This is a genomic window from Paenibacillus sp. S150, from assembly GCF_019352175.1.
In the GTDB taxonomy this organism is placed as follows: domain Bacteria; phylum Bacillota; class Bacilli; order Paenibacillales; family Paenibacillaceae; genus Paenibacillus_AQ.
The window spans coordinates 1-16322 of sequence record NZ_JACBYI010000022.1 but is presented as its reverse complement, the minus strand read 5'-3'; the positions used below and the strand labels follow the sequence as shown (position 1 = coordinate 16322).

Below are 16322 nucleotides of genomic sequence, written 5' to 3'. Positions count from 1 at the left end.
ACGACTTGCTCAGTGCAGCTTGTTCATCATAATGGCCGCGTTCTTCTTCTCCATGCCTGTCCCTGACTTGGCATTTTCCGCATCTCCCTTGAATTTGGCTCCATAATAACGCATAAGATCCACGGTACGGATAAATTCAACAGGCTCGGCAACCACAGACCGGGCCTGCACCACCGGCACAGCCTTATCGGACAGGATTTCATCCAGCACAGGCAGATTCAGCATCCGCTTCAGCTCCGCGCTTATTTCACGGCCAGTGAGGCTGCGGGCATACTTCATCTCTCCGGGCATATTTGCCGGAACCATATCCGCTGCATGCTCCAGCTTGACCACAGGCAGCGAACCGCCATTTCCGGCAGCAGGCAGCACAATGGCTGTCCTAGCGTCCGGCGCGCCAATGCCGAACAAAGAAGAGAGCAGCGCGTCGTCGCCAACCCGCCAGTACAGCGAATCATTTTCGCCAATGGCATAATGGCCCTTCGTTTCTTTGTGGCTGTTATTCCAATTGTATGCTGCACGTTCCGTGGCGGAAGAAGCAACCTGCAGCAGCATCGACTTCTGATAGCTGTACAAACAGAAGAACAACAGCAGCATGGTGATGCCCATAATGATCGGCAGCAATAGAGAAGCTTCAATAGTAAAGCTGCCCTCGTCTTTACGGATCGGGCTCAATCGAATACTTCCTGGCTCTTCCCGCCGGCTGTTGCGATTAAATCTTTGACTACCTTTACAATCTCCTCACGGAATACCAAAACTACCGCAATCAGCACAGCGATAATCATAATCATCTCCAGCGTACCCAAGCCCTCTTCGTCCTTCCAAAAGCTCTTTGCGGCTTCAGCAATCATTGAACTCATCATCAGCTTCCTCCTTCACATTTTGAGCATCATGAACGCCGGTGTTCCCACCAGCACAATGACAATTAAAAAGATAACCGCCATTGGAAAAACCAGCTTCGAGGAAGCCTGCTCCCCGCGCGTCCGGCTGATGGCCTTCCGCTTCTCCCAGAGCATCCGCGAGAGGTCACGCAGAGACAGGACAAAATCCGCTCCGCCTCTGCGGTAATTAAGCAGCACCGTAGTCGTGAACAGCGAAACCTCCTGTACTGCACAGCGTTTGCTGAAATTTTCAAAAGCCTGCTGAAACGAAAAGCCGCTGTCCCACTCCGCAATCATTTGGTGCAGTTCCTTATAGAGCGGGTGCGACGTACCTCCCTTGCGGCTGTCCACACAGCGGATGATCGCCCGCTGCACCGTCTCACCTGCGCCTACCAGCAGGACAATACTGTTCAGCAGCTCCGGCAGCTCGAAGCTGATATTCTGCTCCCGCTGCCGCACCTTTTTATGCAGGTCACTGACCAGGGCAATGGGGAGCAGCACTGCCAGCACGGCCCCAAGCACGATTCCAGCCTTGTCTCCGCTGAACAGCGCCAGCGTGCTTCCAGCCATCAGAAACAGCCAGCTGTAGCTGATCATCTCTCCCATGAAGAGCAGTGTCCGCTCCGCACTGTAGCGGGTTCCGTATATCCGCTGCAGCGAGCGCTGAATCCGGAACATGACGGAAGGAATACGGCTTCCGAGCCTCCATTTCTCAATCAGCCACAGGAACGGCCCGCTAAGCCCCCGCAGGCGCAGCCCCTCCATAGGAAGTGCACGCAGGCCGGCGTAGCGGCTGCCGCATTTCAGGCGGAGAAACACCCAGCCCAGCAGCAGCAGCAGCCCCATGGCACCGCCTACCCGGGTCATTCAGTTCACCTCCTTTACAGTGGAATATTCATGATTTTGGAAGTCCACAGATAACAGAGAAACAGCGCACCTAGGGCAAGTGTGGAGATCGCTATCCCCGCACCCGTATACATAGGCTGCATGTAATCTCCCGCTGTCAGACTCATGAACAGCACCATAAAGAGCGGCGAGGCCAGCAAAGCCTTGGCCTCAAACTTCTTCTGGGCGATGCTGACAGCGATATCCTGCTGAATATCCAGCTTCTCTCCGATGATGCTTGAAGTGTGCCTCACGATCTCCACAAGATCGCCTCCTGTCCGCTTGCAGACCGAGAATACGTCCGCGAACCGCTCCACCTCCTCCATGCCCGCCCGCTTGCTGAAATCATTCAGCGCTTCTTCTACCGGCTGTCCATACTCCATGCGTGCACAGATAATATTCAGTTCAGAGATCATATCGCTGCCTCCCTCCGGGTCGAGCATAAGCAAATCCTGCACCGCTTCGCGAAAAGCATTCTCGACCGAACGTCCTGCCGACAGAGACGATGAGAGCGAGAACAATGTCTGCTTGAACTGCAGGTTGAGTGCAGCGCGGCGGCGCTGGAGCAAATAATCCCGCAGCATTCGCGGCGCATAAGCACCACCCGGCACCAGCAGCAGAGACAGCAGCACGTTGTGGTAAAAGAGATACCCGACCGCCCAGAGCAGCCCCCCGCCTGCCAGCAAAGCCAGGACCTTTTGCGGAGAAGTTAATGCGTACACGGTATAGTCCGGCAGCGGTGCCTGAGTTCCGGGAATATCCTTAGGCTTGGGCGCTTGAGCACCCGACAGCGGCCTGCTTGTCAGTACAAACCTACGTCTGCCGCCATTCCCCAGATGGGGCGGCTTCTTGTGAATAGAAATCACTGCATTTCCTCCTTCTTCTGGGCACCGGTAACGAAGGAGGATAGGCCCCCGGCCATCCTGAGCTTGCCGGTATGCAGCAGAGGGCTCCCGCTGGGGAACAGCCCCCCCTGCACCCGCCCGGCCAGCTCACCCGTTTCCCGGAATTCATACAGCGGATTCAGCACCACCTCCCCCTCCTGAACGCCGGTAACCTCACAGATTTCCGTCACCCGCCGCGAGCGGTCCCGCAGCCGCGACAGATGCACGAAGATATCTATCGCCGAGCCGATCTGCTGCCGGACGACCGCCACCGGCAGATCGGCAGCACTCAGCACCATCGTTTCCAGGCGGCTGACCATATCCCGCGCACTGTTTGAGTGCCCCGTGCTAAGTGACCCATCGTGTCCTGTGTTCATCGCCTGCAGCATATCAAGACATTCCGCACCCCGAACCTCACCGACCACAATGCGGTTCGGGCGCATCCGCAGCGAGGAGCGGATCAGGTCGCGGATGGTGATCTCGCCGCGCCCCTCCGTATTGGCATTTCTCGTCTCCAGCGAGACGAGATTGGGCACGGTGACGATTTGCAGCTCGGCAGAATCCTCGACAGTAATGACACGCTCCTGAGGCGGGATGAATTGCGACAAAGCATTCAGAAAGGTGGTCTTGCCCGAACCGGTGCCGCCGCTGATAAAAATATTGTATTTAGCCATCACCAGCGTCTGCAGCAGCTCCGCCGCTTCCGCACTTAATGCCTCGCGGCGGATCAGGTCGCCCATCGTCAGCGGTGTCTCGGGAAACTTGCGGATTGTCATTGCCGGACCCTTCAGCGCAACCGGCGGCAGCACGATATTGACCCGGGAACCGTCCTTCAGCCGCGCATCCACAATGGGCGAGGAATCATTGACCACCCGGTTCACACCGGATACCACCGACTGGATAATATCCTCCAGCCTGCCCCTGGACTCAAAGGCCAGCGGCAGGCGGCGGATCTGACCGTCCTCCTCGATGAAAATTTCATTGTGGCTGTTAATCATAATCTCGGTAATGGCCGGATTATCCACCAGCGGCTGCAGCACATCCAGCCCCCGGAAGGAGTCGAACAGCTTCTTGACCAGGGTATGCTTCTCCTGAGCCGTCAGATGCCGCAGGCTGTCACGGGCTAGAACCGTCCTTTCTATAAATTCCGTCAGCTCACGGTTGCCTACAGCAGAGGTCAGATCAAGCCCGGAGCGGATATCACTGCGCAGCGACCTGAACATTTCTTCATCCATATGCATTCCCGGTGAAGACATGCGGCAGTGCCGGCTCGATGATTTCCGAGCAGAGCTGCTGCACTCCGGCTATGAATTGCGGGGAATTCAGGTACAGCTCCCCATGCTGCTGCATTGCCCAGGAAGAGATATAGGGAAGCAGCGCATCCATTCTGATCTCTTCCGGGAGAAGACCGGCACCATTGTCATCGGCTGCAAAATTAATCACAAACCTGCTTTTGTCCGGTATCTCCCGTTGCATGCCGGAGTGCGGATTACTGCAGTGTCCCAGCCATTTTGCGGTCTTGTGCAGGCTGGTCTTATCATTCGTCAGCACCCAGAGCAGAAGGCTGCACCTGCGCAAAACCGCCTGGGTTTGTTCCTGCTCAAAGCTTCCGGTATCTACAATGACAACATCATAGCGTCCCGACCCGGACAGCTGCTCCAGCACATCCAGCGTATCCGCAAGCGTCATCTGCAGCTTTTCCTTCAGATTCTCTACAGGCCTGAAGGCTTCGCTCCGCAGACTGTCATGCCTGATTACATACCTTTCAAGCTCCAGCATTTCTGTCTTCGTATTCTCCCCCTCACCACGGTCCGCCTTCAGTTCATACAGCAGATGCTCCAGACCGGGAGTATTTCCATCCGGCATGCGCAGGAACAAGCCGCTGCTGTCCACACTCTCCAGATTCAGATAAAACACGGTTAGCCCCAGCCCTCCAAGCTGCTTCGCCATATTGAGCGCAAGTGTGGTTTTGCCGCTGCCGCCGCTGGCTGAGACTACCCCCAGCAGCAGTGTCTCTTCCCTGGGAACGGATGCAATTCTGCCCCGCCTCACATCGCACAGCCGGAGTATGGATTCCAGGAGGGAAGGCAGCGACTGATATTTGGCAATAACCTGACCGCCCGCTAGATTTCCATCAGGCTTGCCGCTGATATCCCCGTCGTCACTGAGAACCGCCCACGGAACCATGCTCCTCCCTTCCACCAGCCAGGCCTCTATAAAAGAGGGATCTCCCACAACAGCATCCGGCACCTCATCTCCCTTCATAAATTCCATAAAGGTATCCGGCCTGCTGAAGGCACTGACCCGCAGCATTCCCCCATACTCGCTGTGGTGGATATAATGCAGCAACGGCTCAATGTACTGGCTCTCCCGCACTGCGAGCACAATTCTTGCCGCCATGAACCCACTCTCCTTTCTGCATAAAGACAGCAAAAAAGCACCGCCAATAACCGTGGGATACGGTCATTGAACGGTGCTTCCGTTACTATTCCTATAATTTACAGCTATAGTAGCATATATATAAGGGCGCAGCAATACCTTTTTTGAAAAATACCACAAAGTCCAAGCGAAAACAGCTCCTTTTCCAGGAACGTTGGAAGAGCTTGTACCTCTGCTGTGCGGGCAGTTTGCTTTGTTTTAGCCCCTTGGGGGCATAGGGGAGGAACTTTTGACGCTGCACTAGCGTCACGCCTCACAGAAACCGCTGCCGGATCTCTGGCGTCGGAACCATGCACTGCTCGTCCCTGCCGAACCAGCGGTAACGGTTCCTGGCTACAAGCCTGTACAGCGCATTGCGCAGGGGCGGGGGGACAGCAATGAACAAATACGCAGCCGGCCACGGAAAACGCAGCCTGCGGGCTATCCGCAGCACTGCAGCCGACTCCGTATAGCAGACGCCGTCTTCAAGGAGGACTACCGTGCCCAATTGCCCGGCCAGGAGTCCCTGCTCATGCATCAGCTCGCGGGAAATCTCACTCTGCAACGGGGCAAACAGAAGCTTTCCCTTGGGATCACGCGGGATAATGAAGCGGACCAGCCCCTGACACAGATGGCAGACCCCGTCAATCAGCACAACAGCCCTGCCTTCCATGGCCGCGGCTTGCTCTTTCTCCATGCGCCCTCCTCCTTCCTGTCAGCACATTATATACCAGGCAGCGTCCCGAAAAAAAACAAAAAAACGCGGGAACAGCTCCCGCGCGTACATCTTGTCCGTCCGTTCCTTATTCGGCAACGGCCTTGTCGATCCATTCGTTTGCGGCCATTTGCCCTTCGAAATCAGCGGTGAAGGCTTCCATGCACTTACAGATGAAGTCTTTGCGGCAGACCGGACATGGCGTCTTAAGCAGGCGGCTGATGTTCGTCATTTTCCATTCCGGAAACCGATTGTAGAACGCGCGGCACTCCGTTCCGTCAGCAAGCTTGATAATGAACTCGTACAATCCTTCCTTATCGTTGCTGCTGGCTTTGGTCACATTCGTAATACTCGGTCTGTAAGACATCTTCATCACCCATTATTTAAATTTTTGGTAGTTAATAGCACGCGCGACATTAACAGATACTTAGACATATTAAAGAATTTTGGGGGTGATGTCAACCAAAGCAGACTCTCCTGCCTGCTATTTATGGCTTAGTCCCATTTTTCCGGCTCCATTTAGACATTATTTCCGGGAATCGCCATTCGTAGCCCTTTGGTTTGGAGACAAACAGCAAAAAACCGGAACTGGCCAAACACCAACCTCCGGTTTTTTTAAACTATGTCTATCCGTCATTTATTCCGCTCCTTACAAAACGTTCAGCTCAACCTCAATATTGCCCCGGGTCGCTTTGGAGTAAGGACAGAACTCATGCGCTTTTTTTGCCAGATCCTCCGCCTTTGCCCGCTCGATGCCAGGCAGGCTTACATCCAGTCTTACCGCCAGCTTGAAGCCTCCGTCGCTTTCATCTTTGCCGATAAGCACATTGGAAGTAACTGCTACATCCTGAAGCTTCACGCCCTCTTTACGGGCGATATTCGCCAGTGCACTCTCATAACACGCCCCGTAGCCTGCCGCGAACAGCTGCTCCGGATTTGTTCCCATGCCTCCCGGGCCGCCAAGCTCCTTAGGCATTTTCAAATCATGCTTCAGGACACCGTCTGAAGATTCCACTGAACCTTCACGTCCCCCGCGGACTGTAGCTGAAGCGGTATACAAGGCCTTCATTTTCACTGCTGTCATTGTCGATTTCTCTCCTTTTTCAATCCAAATTTTTACTTGCGTCTACTGTTAACTTAAACAACAGGCGCAATTTGAAACGTTCTTGCTGTGTTGTCACAATCTTGAGGCTTGCTTCTTACGATGAATGGTGTAAAATTAAATTGTGATAAATTAATATTCGGGAGGTATTTTTCATGAGCATTTATGATTTTGAAGCCAACACGCTGCGCGGTCAGGAAGAATCGCTGTCCAAGTACAAAGGCAAAGTGCTGCTCGTCGTGAATACAGCCAGCAAGTGCGGTTTTACTCCTCAGTATAAGGGTCTCCAGGAAGTGTATGATAAATTCAAGGACCGCGGTTTTGAAGTGCTTGGCTTTCCAAGCAATCAATTCGCCGGCCAGGAGCCCGGAGAAAGTGAAGACATCGCGGAGTTCTGTGAGATTAATTACGGGGTAACCTTTCCGATGTACGAGAAGATTGATGTGAAGGGCGACGAAGCGCATCCGTTGTTCAAATACCTTTCCAAGGAAGCCCCGGGCGTGCTGGGGTCCAAGAGCGTCAAATGGAACTTCACCAAGTTCCTGGTTGACCAGGAAGGCCGTGTGCTGAAGCGTTTTGCCCCTAAGACGACACCGGATCAGATTGAAGCCGATATTGCCAAGCTGCTTGAGAAATAAAAAATAATACAGCATCACCAAAGAGACTCCTTAAGTACGGCAAATGCCATATGCGAAGAGCCTCTTTGTTTTAGGCACATGAATGTGCGCACCCGCTGCACCAAATATAAAAAGCCCTTCTCGCGAAGGGCTTTGCTGCGTTGTTTAGTTTATGCGGTAGAGAGGACTCGAACCTCCACGGGTATACACCCACTACCCCCTCAAGATAGCGTGTCTGCCATTCCACCACTACCGCGCGGTGTGAAACCTTTGAAGCATTGTTTGAGGCCAACATTCAATATTATAAATCGGTTTTCACCAAAAGTAAAGGTGCCCCGATCATGAATTTTCTTCCGTTTTCTTTTGCTTGCGGTATTGGGTAAAGGCGATATATTCCTTAATGAAATTCTGCTCTTCAGCCAGCAATTCATCACTTTGGCAATTCAATTGCCCCATTGGGCCAAATAAATAATCCTCCGGGCCTTCGCGCACCATTTCAGGTGTTTTTTTGCCCAGGATCAGCCAATCCAGACTCACATGAAAAAACGCTCCGATCTCAATCAGCTTATGCGTCCCGGGCGTTGACTTGCCTCTCTTCCAATCTCCCAGATTGCCCGTACTGATATTCAGCTGTTTGCAGAATGATTTCTTGGTAAGCCCCTTCTGCTTAATCAGGTATTCAATTCGATCGTATATGGACTGCATCGGCCAACCGCCCTCCATTATATTAAAAACACTTATTTACGTATACCCACTACTCCCTAAAGATAGCGTATCCGCCATTCCGCCACTACCGCGCGGTGTGAAACCTTTGAAGCATTGCTTGAGGCCAACATTCAATGTTATATATCGGTTTCCATCAAAAGTAAAAGTACCCTGCTTAAGAATTATTTTCCGTCTGCTTTTGCTTGCGGTATTGGGTAAAGGCGATATATTCCTTAATGAAATTCTGCTCTTCAGCCAGCAGCTCATCACTTTGGCAATTCAATTGCCCCATTGGGCCAAAAAAATAATCCTCCGGGCCTTCGCGCACCATTTCAGGTGTCTTTTTGCCCAGGATCAGCCAATCCAGACTCACATGAAAAAACGCTCCGATCTCAATCAGCTTATGCGTTCCGGGTGTCGACTTGCCTCTCTTCCAATCTCCCAGGTTGCCCGTACTGATATTCAGCTGCTCGCAGAATGATTTCTTGGTGAGCCCCTTTTGCTTAATCAGATATTCAATTCGATCGTATATGGACTGCATCGCCAACCGCCCTCCATTAAAATAAAAAACACTTATTTGCGTAATTATTATTGAAAAATGACGTAAAAAAGTATATAATTAACTATTATTATTCCTTATCCCATTATATCATACGGCTGGATAGTCGATAAGAGGTGAGCCCCTTTTGAACAGCAAACGTCCCATAACCCCCTACGGCTGGGCAATCAAGCAACGGCTGACAGAGCTGCATCTGGACCAGAAAAAATTTTGCGAGATCTATGGCATCCCTCCTTATCGCCTGTCCAACCTGATCCACGGCACACGCAAAGCGGAACGCTACCGGCGCCAGGTTTCAGAGTTATTGGGGCTGCCTCCATCCTAGTTTGCCGGCCGTATGATTGCACGGAGCCGTATCCCCGCCCCCTGTACTCAGAACAACCCCGTATACAAAAATAAGCCGCTCCCGATCAGATATAATACTCTGATTAAGGAGCGGCTTACCTGTGACTGAATGCGGTAGAGAGGACTCGAACCTCCACGGGTATACACCCACTACCCCCTCAAGATAGCGTGTCTGCCATTCCACCACTACCGCATATGGTGACTCGTATGGGATACTCTCCACTCCGTTACGAGATTGCGGAGTATTCCTTACGGTGCCGATGCTTCAACGAACCCCTATGGATTCTCATCCCAAAACTCGAAGAAGAATGGTGACTCGTATGGGATACTCTCCACTCCGTTACGAGATTGCGAAGTATTCCTAACGATGCCGATGCTTCAACGAATCCTTATGGACTCTCATCCCAAAACTCGAAGAAGAATGGTGACTCGTATGGGATTCGAACCCATGTTACCTCCGTGAAAGGGAGGTGTCTTAACCCCTTGACCAACGAGCCATAATTAAATTGTGTGTTTGTCACAACAAAAATGAGTATATCAAATGCTGCGGATTTTGACAAGAATTTTTTTGGACAAATAACGGGGAGCCTCTGCTGCCTGCAAAAGCCGGTCTCCCCGCTTATACTGCCTTCAAATTAGAATATACCGGCTCCGGGTGCACTTAGATTCGTCCCCCGGCAGCAGCCAGCACTTCTACGCCATTCGCTGCTTCATAGCCCAGGCTTTGCGCTACGGCCGGATTGGTCACATGCCCGGCAGCCACATTAATGCCGCCCGCCAATGCCGCATTGTTCAACGCAGCTACGTGGATGCCCAGATTTGCGATCTGCAGCGCATAAGGAATCGTGACATTCGTAAGTGCCAGCGTGGAGGTCCGGGCTACCGCGCCAGGCATATTAGCCACCGCATAATGAACAACCCCATGCCTCACGTAGGTTGGATTCTCATGGGTGGTGATCCGGTCAATCGTCTCTATGGAACCGCCCTGATCAATCGCAACATCCACAATGACAGAGCCTTCCGCCATCTGCTGCACCATATACTCTTTGACCAGCTTGGGTGCGCGCGCACCCGGAATAAGCACCGCACCGATCAGCAGATCCGCCTTGCGTACAGCTTGTTCAATATGATAGGAGTCGGACATGATCGTGACCAGCCGCCCGCCAAAAATATCATCGAGAACCCTAAGCCGGTTCGCATTCAGATCCAGCACAGTGACTCTGGCCCCCAAGCCCAGCGCAACCTTGGCCGCATTGGTACCGACAATCCCTCCGCCCAGGATCACCACCTCGCCCGGCTGTACACCGGGAACGCCGCCCAGCAGCACACCTTTGCCACCATGCGGCTTCTCCAGCAGCTGTGCGCCAATCTGAACCGCCATCCGTCCGGCCACCTCACTCATCGGAATGAGCAGCGGCAGGGAGCCGTCCTCCAGCTGTATGGTCTCGTATCCGACCGCTGTCACACCGCTCTTCACAAGGGCAGCAGTCAACCCGGCTTCCGGGGCAAGGTGCAGATATGTGAACAGGATAAGGCCCTTGCGGAAATAGCCGTACTCTTCCGGCAGCGGCTCCTTTACTTTTATAATCATATCGGCCCTGCTCCACACTTCCGCCGCCGTTTCCAATATCCCTGCACCCTTATCCAGGTACTCTCCGTCATCAAAGCCGCTGCCTGAACCCGCAAATTGCTCAATGAACACCTCATGACCTGCTTTGCGGAGCGCTTCAACTCCGGCTGGAGTGATTGCAACACGATTCTCGTTGTTCTTGATTTCTTTGGGTACGCCGACAATCATTTCATCGCCTCCTTGAATGTTATGAGGATATAAGCCTGCGCTTCATAGGATGCGAAAAGAAAGGCCCCAAAGTGAGCCTTTCTTTTCAACAGTTAAGGTTAATTAAGGTTATTGTATCATATGCACAAGTGCAGCTTAAGGATTAACCTTTGTTTCGAAAGTTTGTTTGCCGTCAACGAATTTCAGAACAACAGCGGCTTTAACCGGGTCATGGGTTTCGTTCAGCGTAATTTTGCCGGTGGCCAGCTGCAGGTCTTTTGTTGCCGCCAAAGCATCCTTGATCTTGGCAGGGTCCGCTTCTCCGGCACGGGAGATTGCATCGGCAACCAGCTTCAATGCGTCATAGCCAAGTGCTGCCATGCCGTCCGGCACTGCTCCGCCGTTAGCCGCTTTGTATGCATCCACGAAGCTGGTAACCTCAGTAGCTGTATCTTCCGGCGAGTAGTGATTGGACATGTAAGTGTCGTTCAGCGCTTCAGCACCGGCGATTTCGGCCAGCTGCGGAGAATCCCAGCCGTCTCCGCCCAGGAAAGGAGCAGTGATGCCCATTTCACGGGCCTGCTTCAGGATTTTACCTACTTCCTCATAGTAGCCTGGCAGATAGATAACATCCGGGTTGGCTGCTTTGATACGTGTCAGCACCGCTTTGAAGTCAGAGTCCTTCTGTTGGTAGGATTCTTGGCTCAGCACTTCTCCGCCTTTGGCCTTGAATGTTTCTTCGAAGAATTTCTGCAGACCCTTCGAGTAGTCACTCGATGTATCTGTGTAGATGACTGCAGTTTTAGCTTGAAGGGAGTCAAGAGCAAAATTAGCCATAACCTGGCCTTGGAACGGATCGATAAAGGCAGCGCGGAATATCCACTCGTTCACATTGCCCGTGCGTTCGTCAACAGTAACCTTAGGGTTGGTGGCACCTACTGCAACGAGCGGAATTTCTTTTTCAGTTGCTACAGGAACGATACCAAGCGTGTTGGTAGAGGTGGAGGCACCAATAATGGTAACCACTTTATCCGTGGTGATCAATTTCTGTGCAACCTGTGTAGCTTCCTCTGATTTCGAGGCATTATCGGCTACAACCAGTTCCAGCTGCTTGCCAAGGATGCCGCCTGCTTCGTTAATCTGCTGTACAGCCAGCTTCGCGCCCTTTGATGCGGAGTCGCCGAAAGAAGCCTGGCCGCCTGTGAGCTCAAGGTCAGCCCCGATTTTAATGGTGTCCCCGGCTGCATTGCCGCCGCTTGCAGAGTTGCCGCTGTTCTCTGTGTTGTTGCCGCAACCCGATGCTAATACAGCTGTCAGTACTGTCGACAAAATAATGGCCCCAATTTTCTTCATTGTTCTCCCAGCCTCCCGAATAATTAAATTTTATATATGTTGTTTCTGTGATGCTGAAGGTTTGCTTAAGCCGGACTTAGTGTCCGAGATAAGCCATTTTTATCTCTTCCGAATCAGCCAATTCCTTGGCGTCTCCTTCCAGCACAACTCTGCCTGTCTCCAGCACATAAGCGCGGTCGGCGATTTTGAGTGCCTGATGCGCATTTTGCTCAACGAGGAGCACCGTGGTGCCGGCATCGTTTACTTCTTTGACGATTTTGAAAATATCCTGCACCAGCAGCGGAGCAAGGCCCATGGACGGTTCATCCAGCAGCAGCAGCTTGGGATGTCCCATAAGGGCGCGGCCCATGGCAAGCATCTGCTGCTCGCCGCCGGACAAGGTTCCGGCCTGCTGCTTCTTGCGCTCCAGAAGCCGCGGGAAGGTGTTGTAGACTCTCTCGAAGTCGGCCGCCAGACTTGCGGAATCCTGCAAGTAAGCGCCAAGCTCCAGGTTCTCCTCCACTGACATGTTGGCGAATACGCGCCGTCCTTCCGGGCAATGAATCAAGCCCTGCTTAACGATTGCCTGTACGCTCTGATTCGTAATGGATTTATCCAGAAATTCAATACTGCCCTTCTTCGGCTTAAGCAATCCCGAAAGCGTCTTAAGCAGTGTCGACTTGCCGGCGCCGTTGGCACCGATCAAGGTAACAATCTCCCCTTGCTTAACCTCAATGCTAAGGTCTTTCAGAGCGTGAATGGCTCCATAATAAACGTTGATATCCTGTACTTTAAGCATAGCCCTTACGCCTCCTGTCCCAAATACGCTTCAATGACCTTGGGGTTGCTCCGGATCTCGGGCGGTGTGCCATCCGCAATCAGCATGCCGCGGTCAAGCACATAAATCCGGTCGCAAACCCCCATAACAAGAGACATATCATGTTCAATCAGGAGAATCGTAAGATCAAATTCCTTGCGGATCCAGGCAATCAGATTCATCAGATCACGCGTTTCATTCGGGTTCATACCCGCTGCCGGTTCATCCAGGAGCAGCAGCTTCGGCTCGGCGGCCAAAGCGCGGGCGATTTCAAGACGGCGCTGGTTCCCGTAGCTCAGATTGCTGGCAACCTCTTCGCTTTGCTCCGCCAGATTGAAGATTTTGAGAATATCCATCGCCTTCTGTGTGATTTCGTCCTCTCCCTTGAAGTGCTTCGGCAACCGGAGCATAGAGGAGAACAAGGAGTGTCTGGCATGCTGGTGAAAAGCAATTTTGACATTCTCCAGCACAGTCATGGATGTGAACAGCCGGATGTTCTGAAAGGTGCGTGCGGCCCCTTTGTGGTTGATCTTGTAAGGCTTCATGCCGCCGATGGATTCATTGTTAAGAATGATGCTGCCTGTGGAAGGCGGGTATACTCCGGTCAGCAGGTTGAATAATGTTGTTTTGCCTGCACCGTTGGGTCCGATCAGACCGATAAGCTCACCTTTGTCAATATGAAGGGAAACTTCGCTGAGCGCCTTCAGTCCACCAAAAGAACGGCTGGCCTCCTTAACGTCAAGGAGCACTGCTTTCGCTGATTGCGTCATTTGCCTTTGCCTCCTTTTTGCCGAACTTGCCCAGAGAGAATTTGGTTTTGCCAAGCAGTCCGCTTGGACGGAAGATCATCATCAGAACCAGAACAATCGAATAAATAATCATTCGCCATTCCGGGAATTCACGCAAGTAAGTATAGAGCAGGGTAACAAAAACGGCACCGATGATGGAGCCGGCCGTGCTGCCAAGCCCCCCGAGAACAACCATAACTAAGATTTCGAACGACTTCAGGAAGTTGAAGCTGCCCGGAGTGATAACGTAGAACGTATGAGCGGACAAGCCGCCGGCCATACCGGCGAACAAGGCGCCGATTGTAAAAGCAATAATCTTGTACCGGGTCGTATTGATTCCCATAGCCTCAGCAGCGATTTCGTTCTCACGGATGGCGATACAAGCGCGGCCATGGGTGGATCTTATAAAGTTGTTGATCACAACAACGCTGACTAAAGTGAACAGGAACAGCATGGTCCAGGTGGTTTTGGCCGGAATGCCGCTAAGTCCCGAGGCTCCGCCGACATATTCGGTGTTCAGCATAATGATGCGGATAATTTCACCGAAACCCAAGGTTGCAATAGCCAGATAGTCGCCATTCAGACGAAGTGTCGGCATGCCAATCAATACTCCAAACACCGCAGCGAGCAGACCGCCGGCAATAATCGCCGGAACAAACGGGACATTGTAGTCCAGCGTCAGGATCGCCGAGGTATATGCACCAACCGACATAAAACCTGCATGACCGATGGAAAACTGTCCGGTAATTCCTGTAATCAGATTGAGCGAAACGGCGAGCATGATGTTAACACCGATCAAAAGCAGCATCGATCTCGTCACATCACTAAATATTCCCGTTGTTAGAAGAACTTGAACGACTCCATAGAAGGCCAGGGCAACAATAATCCCCACCCAGAAATTTTTATTTAGCTTCTTCACGCTGATTCCCTCCTACACTTTCTCCCGGACATTCTTGCCAAACAGTCCGGATGGTTTAAAGATAAGGATCAGAATCAATACGGCAAAAGCCACACCGTCACGCCAGGAGGAAAATCCCAATGAGGAAATTTCCGTCTCTACCGTTCCCAGCAGCAAGCCGCCTACAAGCGCTCCCGGAATACTTCCGATTCCGCCAAGTACTGCGGCAACAAAAGCCTTAAGCCCCGGCATAACCCCCATTAGAGGATCGACAGAATTATAAGTCATGCCAAAAATCACGCCGGCTGCAGCCGCAAGCGCCGAACCGATTGCAAAGGTTGCCGAAATGGTACGGTCTACGTTGATCCCCATTAATCGCGCCGCCTCCACATCGAACGATACTGCACGCATAGCTTTGCCGGTTTTGGTATAACGTACAATGTATTGCAGAATAATCATAAGAACAATCGTTGTTAGCAGAATCATCAGCTGATTTGATTCCACCTGGATGGATGTGCCGAACAACGTGTATTGTTTCTTGGCCATAATGTCCGGAAAGCCTTTAGCCTGCGGCCCAAGAATGAGCACTCCGGTATATTCAAGCAAAAATGATACCCCTATGGCAGTAATCAGAGCAGCTATCCGTGTAGATTTGCGCAGCGGCTTGTATGCCAGCCGTTCAATCGTTATGCCCAGCAGCGCGCTGATCGTCATTGAAATAATTAATGACAGCAGCAGGACGACAACCGGAGGAAAACCTGCGTTGGCCAAATACTTCGCACTGTACAGACCAATAAACGAACCCACCATAAATACATCCCCGTGTGCGAAATTGATCAGCTTGATAATACCGTAAACCATGGTGTAACCAAGGGCGATCAGAGCGTAGATACTGCCTACGGAAATCCCGTTAATTAATTGCTGAATGAAATACTCCATCGCCATCCCCTTTTCCCCATAATAATCATAAATCCCCTTTCTCTGCCTTACTTGTTTTTTTCTTTCTTATCTCTATGATGTCATTTATATTAACACAGGTTTATTACCTCGTCACTAACAAAAATACAATGTAATATAAAATTCAGAATTCTATGTAATATAACATAACGCGATAGGTAATATAAAGGTGATTTAAATTAACATGAGCGAATATTTTGGAGAAAAACGAAGAAAATTGGAGGATTTCAAAGCGCATATCTTTTTGAATTTCTTTCCTACTCTAATACAATACTTTATTTTTCCGTAAATAATATAACATTTGTCTCTTTACAGCATCAATTCTTCAATTAATTAAAGGGTTAACGGGGTACATCGACAGTTTTTTTGTCGGATTATAGGAGAATATGCGGAATCCTGTCAGCAGCTTTTTCATTTAAAAACACAACAAAAAGTGCTTCCGCCGGAAGCACTTTTTGTATGAAATCATTTATATAGTTTGTATTCCTCATCCCTAACAGGGAAGTATATTCAGAACAGAGAGAGAGGGATACTCTCGCTTCGCGAGAGATTGCGATGCAATCCTAACGAAGCTTATGCTCCAACGAACCGCTAAGGGTTCTCATCCCTAACAGGGAAGTATATTCAGAACGGAGAGAGAGGGAT

At 51.4% G+C, this 16322-nt stretch carries 19 protein-coding genes and 3 tRNA genes; 2 read left to right on the top strand and 20 right to left on the bottom strand.

Annotation, left to right across the window (positions count from 1 at the left end; genetic code table 11):
• Positions 1 to 9: 9 nt before the first annotated feature.
• From HYD27_RS18945 to HYD27_RS18905, 9 genes are all read right to left on the bottom strand, one after another.
• On the bottom strand, positions 10 to 672 hold the full coding sequence (locus HYD27_RS18945; protein WP_219217767.1) for a TadE family protein: 663 nt from the start codon (positions 670 to 672) through the stop codon (positions 10 to 12).
• On the bottom strand, positions 669 to 860 hold the full coding sequence (locus HYD27_RS18940) for a Flp1 family type IVb pilin (protein ID WP_219217765.1): 192 nt from the start codon (positions 858 to 860) through the stop codon (positions 669 to 671). The genes HYD27_RS18945 and HYD27_RS18940 overlap by 4 nt, the downstream gene beginning before the upstream one ends.
• Positions 861 to 872: 12 nt before the next feature.
• Positions 873 to 1745 carry a type II secretion system F family protein gene (locus HYD27_RS18935; RefSeq protein WP_219217764.1) on the bottom strand — a complete coding sequence of 291 codons (873 nt, stop codon included), beginning with the start codon at positions 1743 to 1745 and terminating at the stop codon, positions 873 to 875.
• 14 nt (positions 1746 to 1759) lie between these two features.
• Positions 1760 to 2554, bottom strand: a complete 795-nt coding sequence (locus tag HYD27_RS18930) for a type II secretion system F family protein (RefSeq protein ID WP_219217869.1) — start codon at positions 2552 to 2554, stop codon at positions 1760 to 1762.
• A gap of 71 nt (positions 2555 to 2625) precedes the next feature.
• Positions 2626 to 3882, bottom strand: a complete 1257-nt coding sequence (locus HYD27_RS18925) for a TadA family conjugal transfer-associated ATPase (protein ID WP_219217868.1) — start codon at positions 3880 to 3882, stop codon at positions 2626 to 2628.
• Positions 3875 to 5047 (bottom strand): CpaE/TadZ family protein, encoded by a 1173-nt coding sequence (locus tag HYD27_RS18920; RefSeq protein WP_219217762.1) that lies wholly within the window; start codon positions 5045 to 5047, stop codon positions 3875 to 3877. Before HYD27_RS18920 ends, HYD27_RS18925 begins: the two co-directional genes overlap by 8 nt.
• A 292-nt stretch (positions 5048 to 5339) precedes the next feature.
• On the bottom strand, positions 5340 to 5762 hold the full coding sequence (locus HYD27_RS18915) for a thiol-disulfide oxidoreductase DCC family protein (RefSeq protein WP_219217761.1): 423 nt from the start codon (positions 5760 to 5762) through the stop codon (positions 5340 to 5342).
• 106 nt (positions 5763 to 5868) lie between these two features.
• On the bottom strand, positions 5869 to 6147 hold the full coding sequence (locus HYD27_RS18910; protein ID WP_219217760.1) for a hypothetical protein: 279 nt from the start codon (positions 6145 to 6147) through the stop codon (positions 5869 to 5871).
• Positions 6148 to 6429: 282 nt separating this feature from the next.
• Positions 6430 to 6849 (bottom strand): organic hydroperoxide resistance protein, encoded by a 420-nt coding sequence (locus HYD27_RS18905; protein ID WP_219217867.1) that lies wholly within the window; start codon positions 6847 to 6849, stop codon positions 6430 to 6432.
• Positions 6850 to 7037: 188 nt separating this feature from the next.
• Between HYD27_RS18905 and HYD27_RS18900 the strand changes: the two genes are divergently transcribed.
• On the top strand, positions 7038 to 7520 hold the full coding sequence (locus HYD27_RS18900; RefSeq protein WP_219217759.1) for a glutathione peroxidase: 483 nt from the start codon (positions 7038 to 7040) through the stop codon (positions 7518 to 7520).
• Between the two features lie 152 nt (positions 7521 to 7672).
• On the opposite strand, the gene HYD27_RS18895 is transcribed toward HYD27_RS18900, so the two are convergent.
• The 3 genes from HYD27_RS18895 to HYD27_RS18885 all read right to left on the bottom strand — a co-directional run bounded on the left by HYD27_RS18895 (position 7673) and on the right by HYD27_RS18885 (position 8745).
• Positions 7673 to 7755: transfer RNA gene (locus tag HYD27_RS18895), tRNA-Leu, on the bottom strand.
• A gap of 83 nt (positions 7756 to 7838) precedes the next feature.
• Positions 7839 to 8204, bottom strand: a complete 366-nt coding sequence (locus HYD27_RS18890) for a helix-turn-helix domain-containing protein (RefSeq protein ID WP_219217758.1) — start codon at positions 8202 to 8204, stop codon at positions 7839 to 7841.
• Positions 8205 to 8379: 175 nt separating this feature from the next.
• Positions 8380 to 8745 (bottom strand): helix-turn-helix domain-containing protein, encoded by a 366-nt coding sequence (locus HYD27_RS18885; protein WP_219217757.1) that lies wholly within the window; start codon positions 8743 to 8745, stop codon positions 8380 to 8382.
• Between the two features lie 145 nt (positions 8746 to 8890).
• Here HYD27_RS18885 and HYD27_RS18880 point away from each other — a divergent pair, with 145 nt between their 5' ends.
• Positions 8891 to 9088, top strand: coding sequence for an XRE family transcriptional regulator (locus tag HYD27_RS18880; protein ID WP_219217756.1), 198 nt, complete (start codon positions 8891 to 8893; stop codon positions 9086 to 9088).
• A 130-nt stretch (positions 9089 to 9218) separates the two neighbouring features.
• Here HYD27_RS18880 and HYD27_RS18875 read toward each other — a convergent pair.
• From HYD27_RS18875 to HYD27_RS18840, 8 genes are all read right to left on the bottom strand, one after another.
• A tRNA-Leu gene (locus tag HYD27_RS18875) sits at positions 9219 to 9301 on the bottom strand.
• Between the two features lie 229 nt (positions 9302 to 9530).
• Positions 9531 to 9605: transfer RNA gene (locus HYD27_RS18870), tRNA-Glu, on the bottom strand.
• 164 nt (positions 9606 to 9769) lie between these two features.
• On the bottom strand, positions 9770 to 10906 hold the full coding sequence (gene ald / locus HYD27_RS18865) for an alanine dehydrogenase (protein WP_219217755.1): 1137 nt from the start codon (positions 10904 to 10906) through the stop codon (positions 9770 to 9772).
• A 135-nt stretch (positions 10907 to 11041) separates the two neighbouring features.
• Positions 11042 to 12238, bottom strand: a complete 1197-nt coding sequence (locus HYD27_RS18860) for an ABC transporter substrate-binding protein (protein ID WP_219217754.1) — start codon at positions 12236 to 12238, stop codon at positions 11042 to 11044.
• A gap of 76 nt (positions 12239 to 12314) precedes the next feature.
• The gene (locus HYD27_RS18855) at positions 12315 to 13016 is read right to left on the bottom strand and encodes an ABC transporter ATP-binding protein (protein WP_219217752.1); all 702 of its coding nucleotides are present in this window, start codon (positions 13014 to 13016) and stop codon (positions 12315 to 12317) included.
• Positions 13017 to 13021: 5 nt separating this feature from the next.
• A complete protein-coding gene (locus tag HYD27_RS18850; RefSeq protein WP_219217749.1) occupies positions 13022 to 13804 on the bottom strand; it encodes an ABC transporter ATP-binding protein in 783 nt (260 codons plus the stop codon).
• Positions 13773 to 14741 carry a branched-chain amino acid ABC transporter permease gene (locus HYD27_RS18845; protein ID WP_219217746.1) on the bottom strand — a complete coding sequence of 323 codons (969 nt, stop codon included), beginning with the start codon at positions 14739 to 14741 and terminating at the stop codon, positions 13773 to 13775. The genes HYD27_RS18850 and HYD27_RS18845 overlap by 32 nt, the downstream gene beginning before the upstream one ends.
• Positions 14742 to 14753: 12 nt before the next feature.
• Positions 14754 to 15659: a branched-chain amino acid ABC transporter permease gene (locus tag HYD27_RS18840; RefSeq protein ID WP_219217745.1), complete on the bottom strand. Its 906-nt coding sequence runs from the start codon at positions 15657 to 15659 to the stop codon at positions 14754 to 14756.
• Between the last annotated feature and the right edge of the window lie 663 nt (positions 15660 to 16322).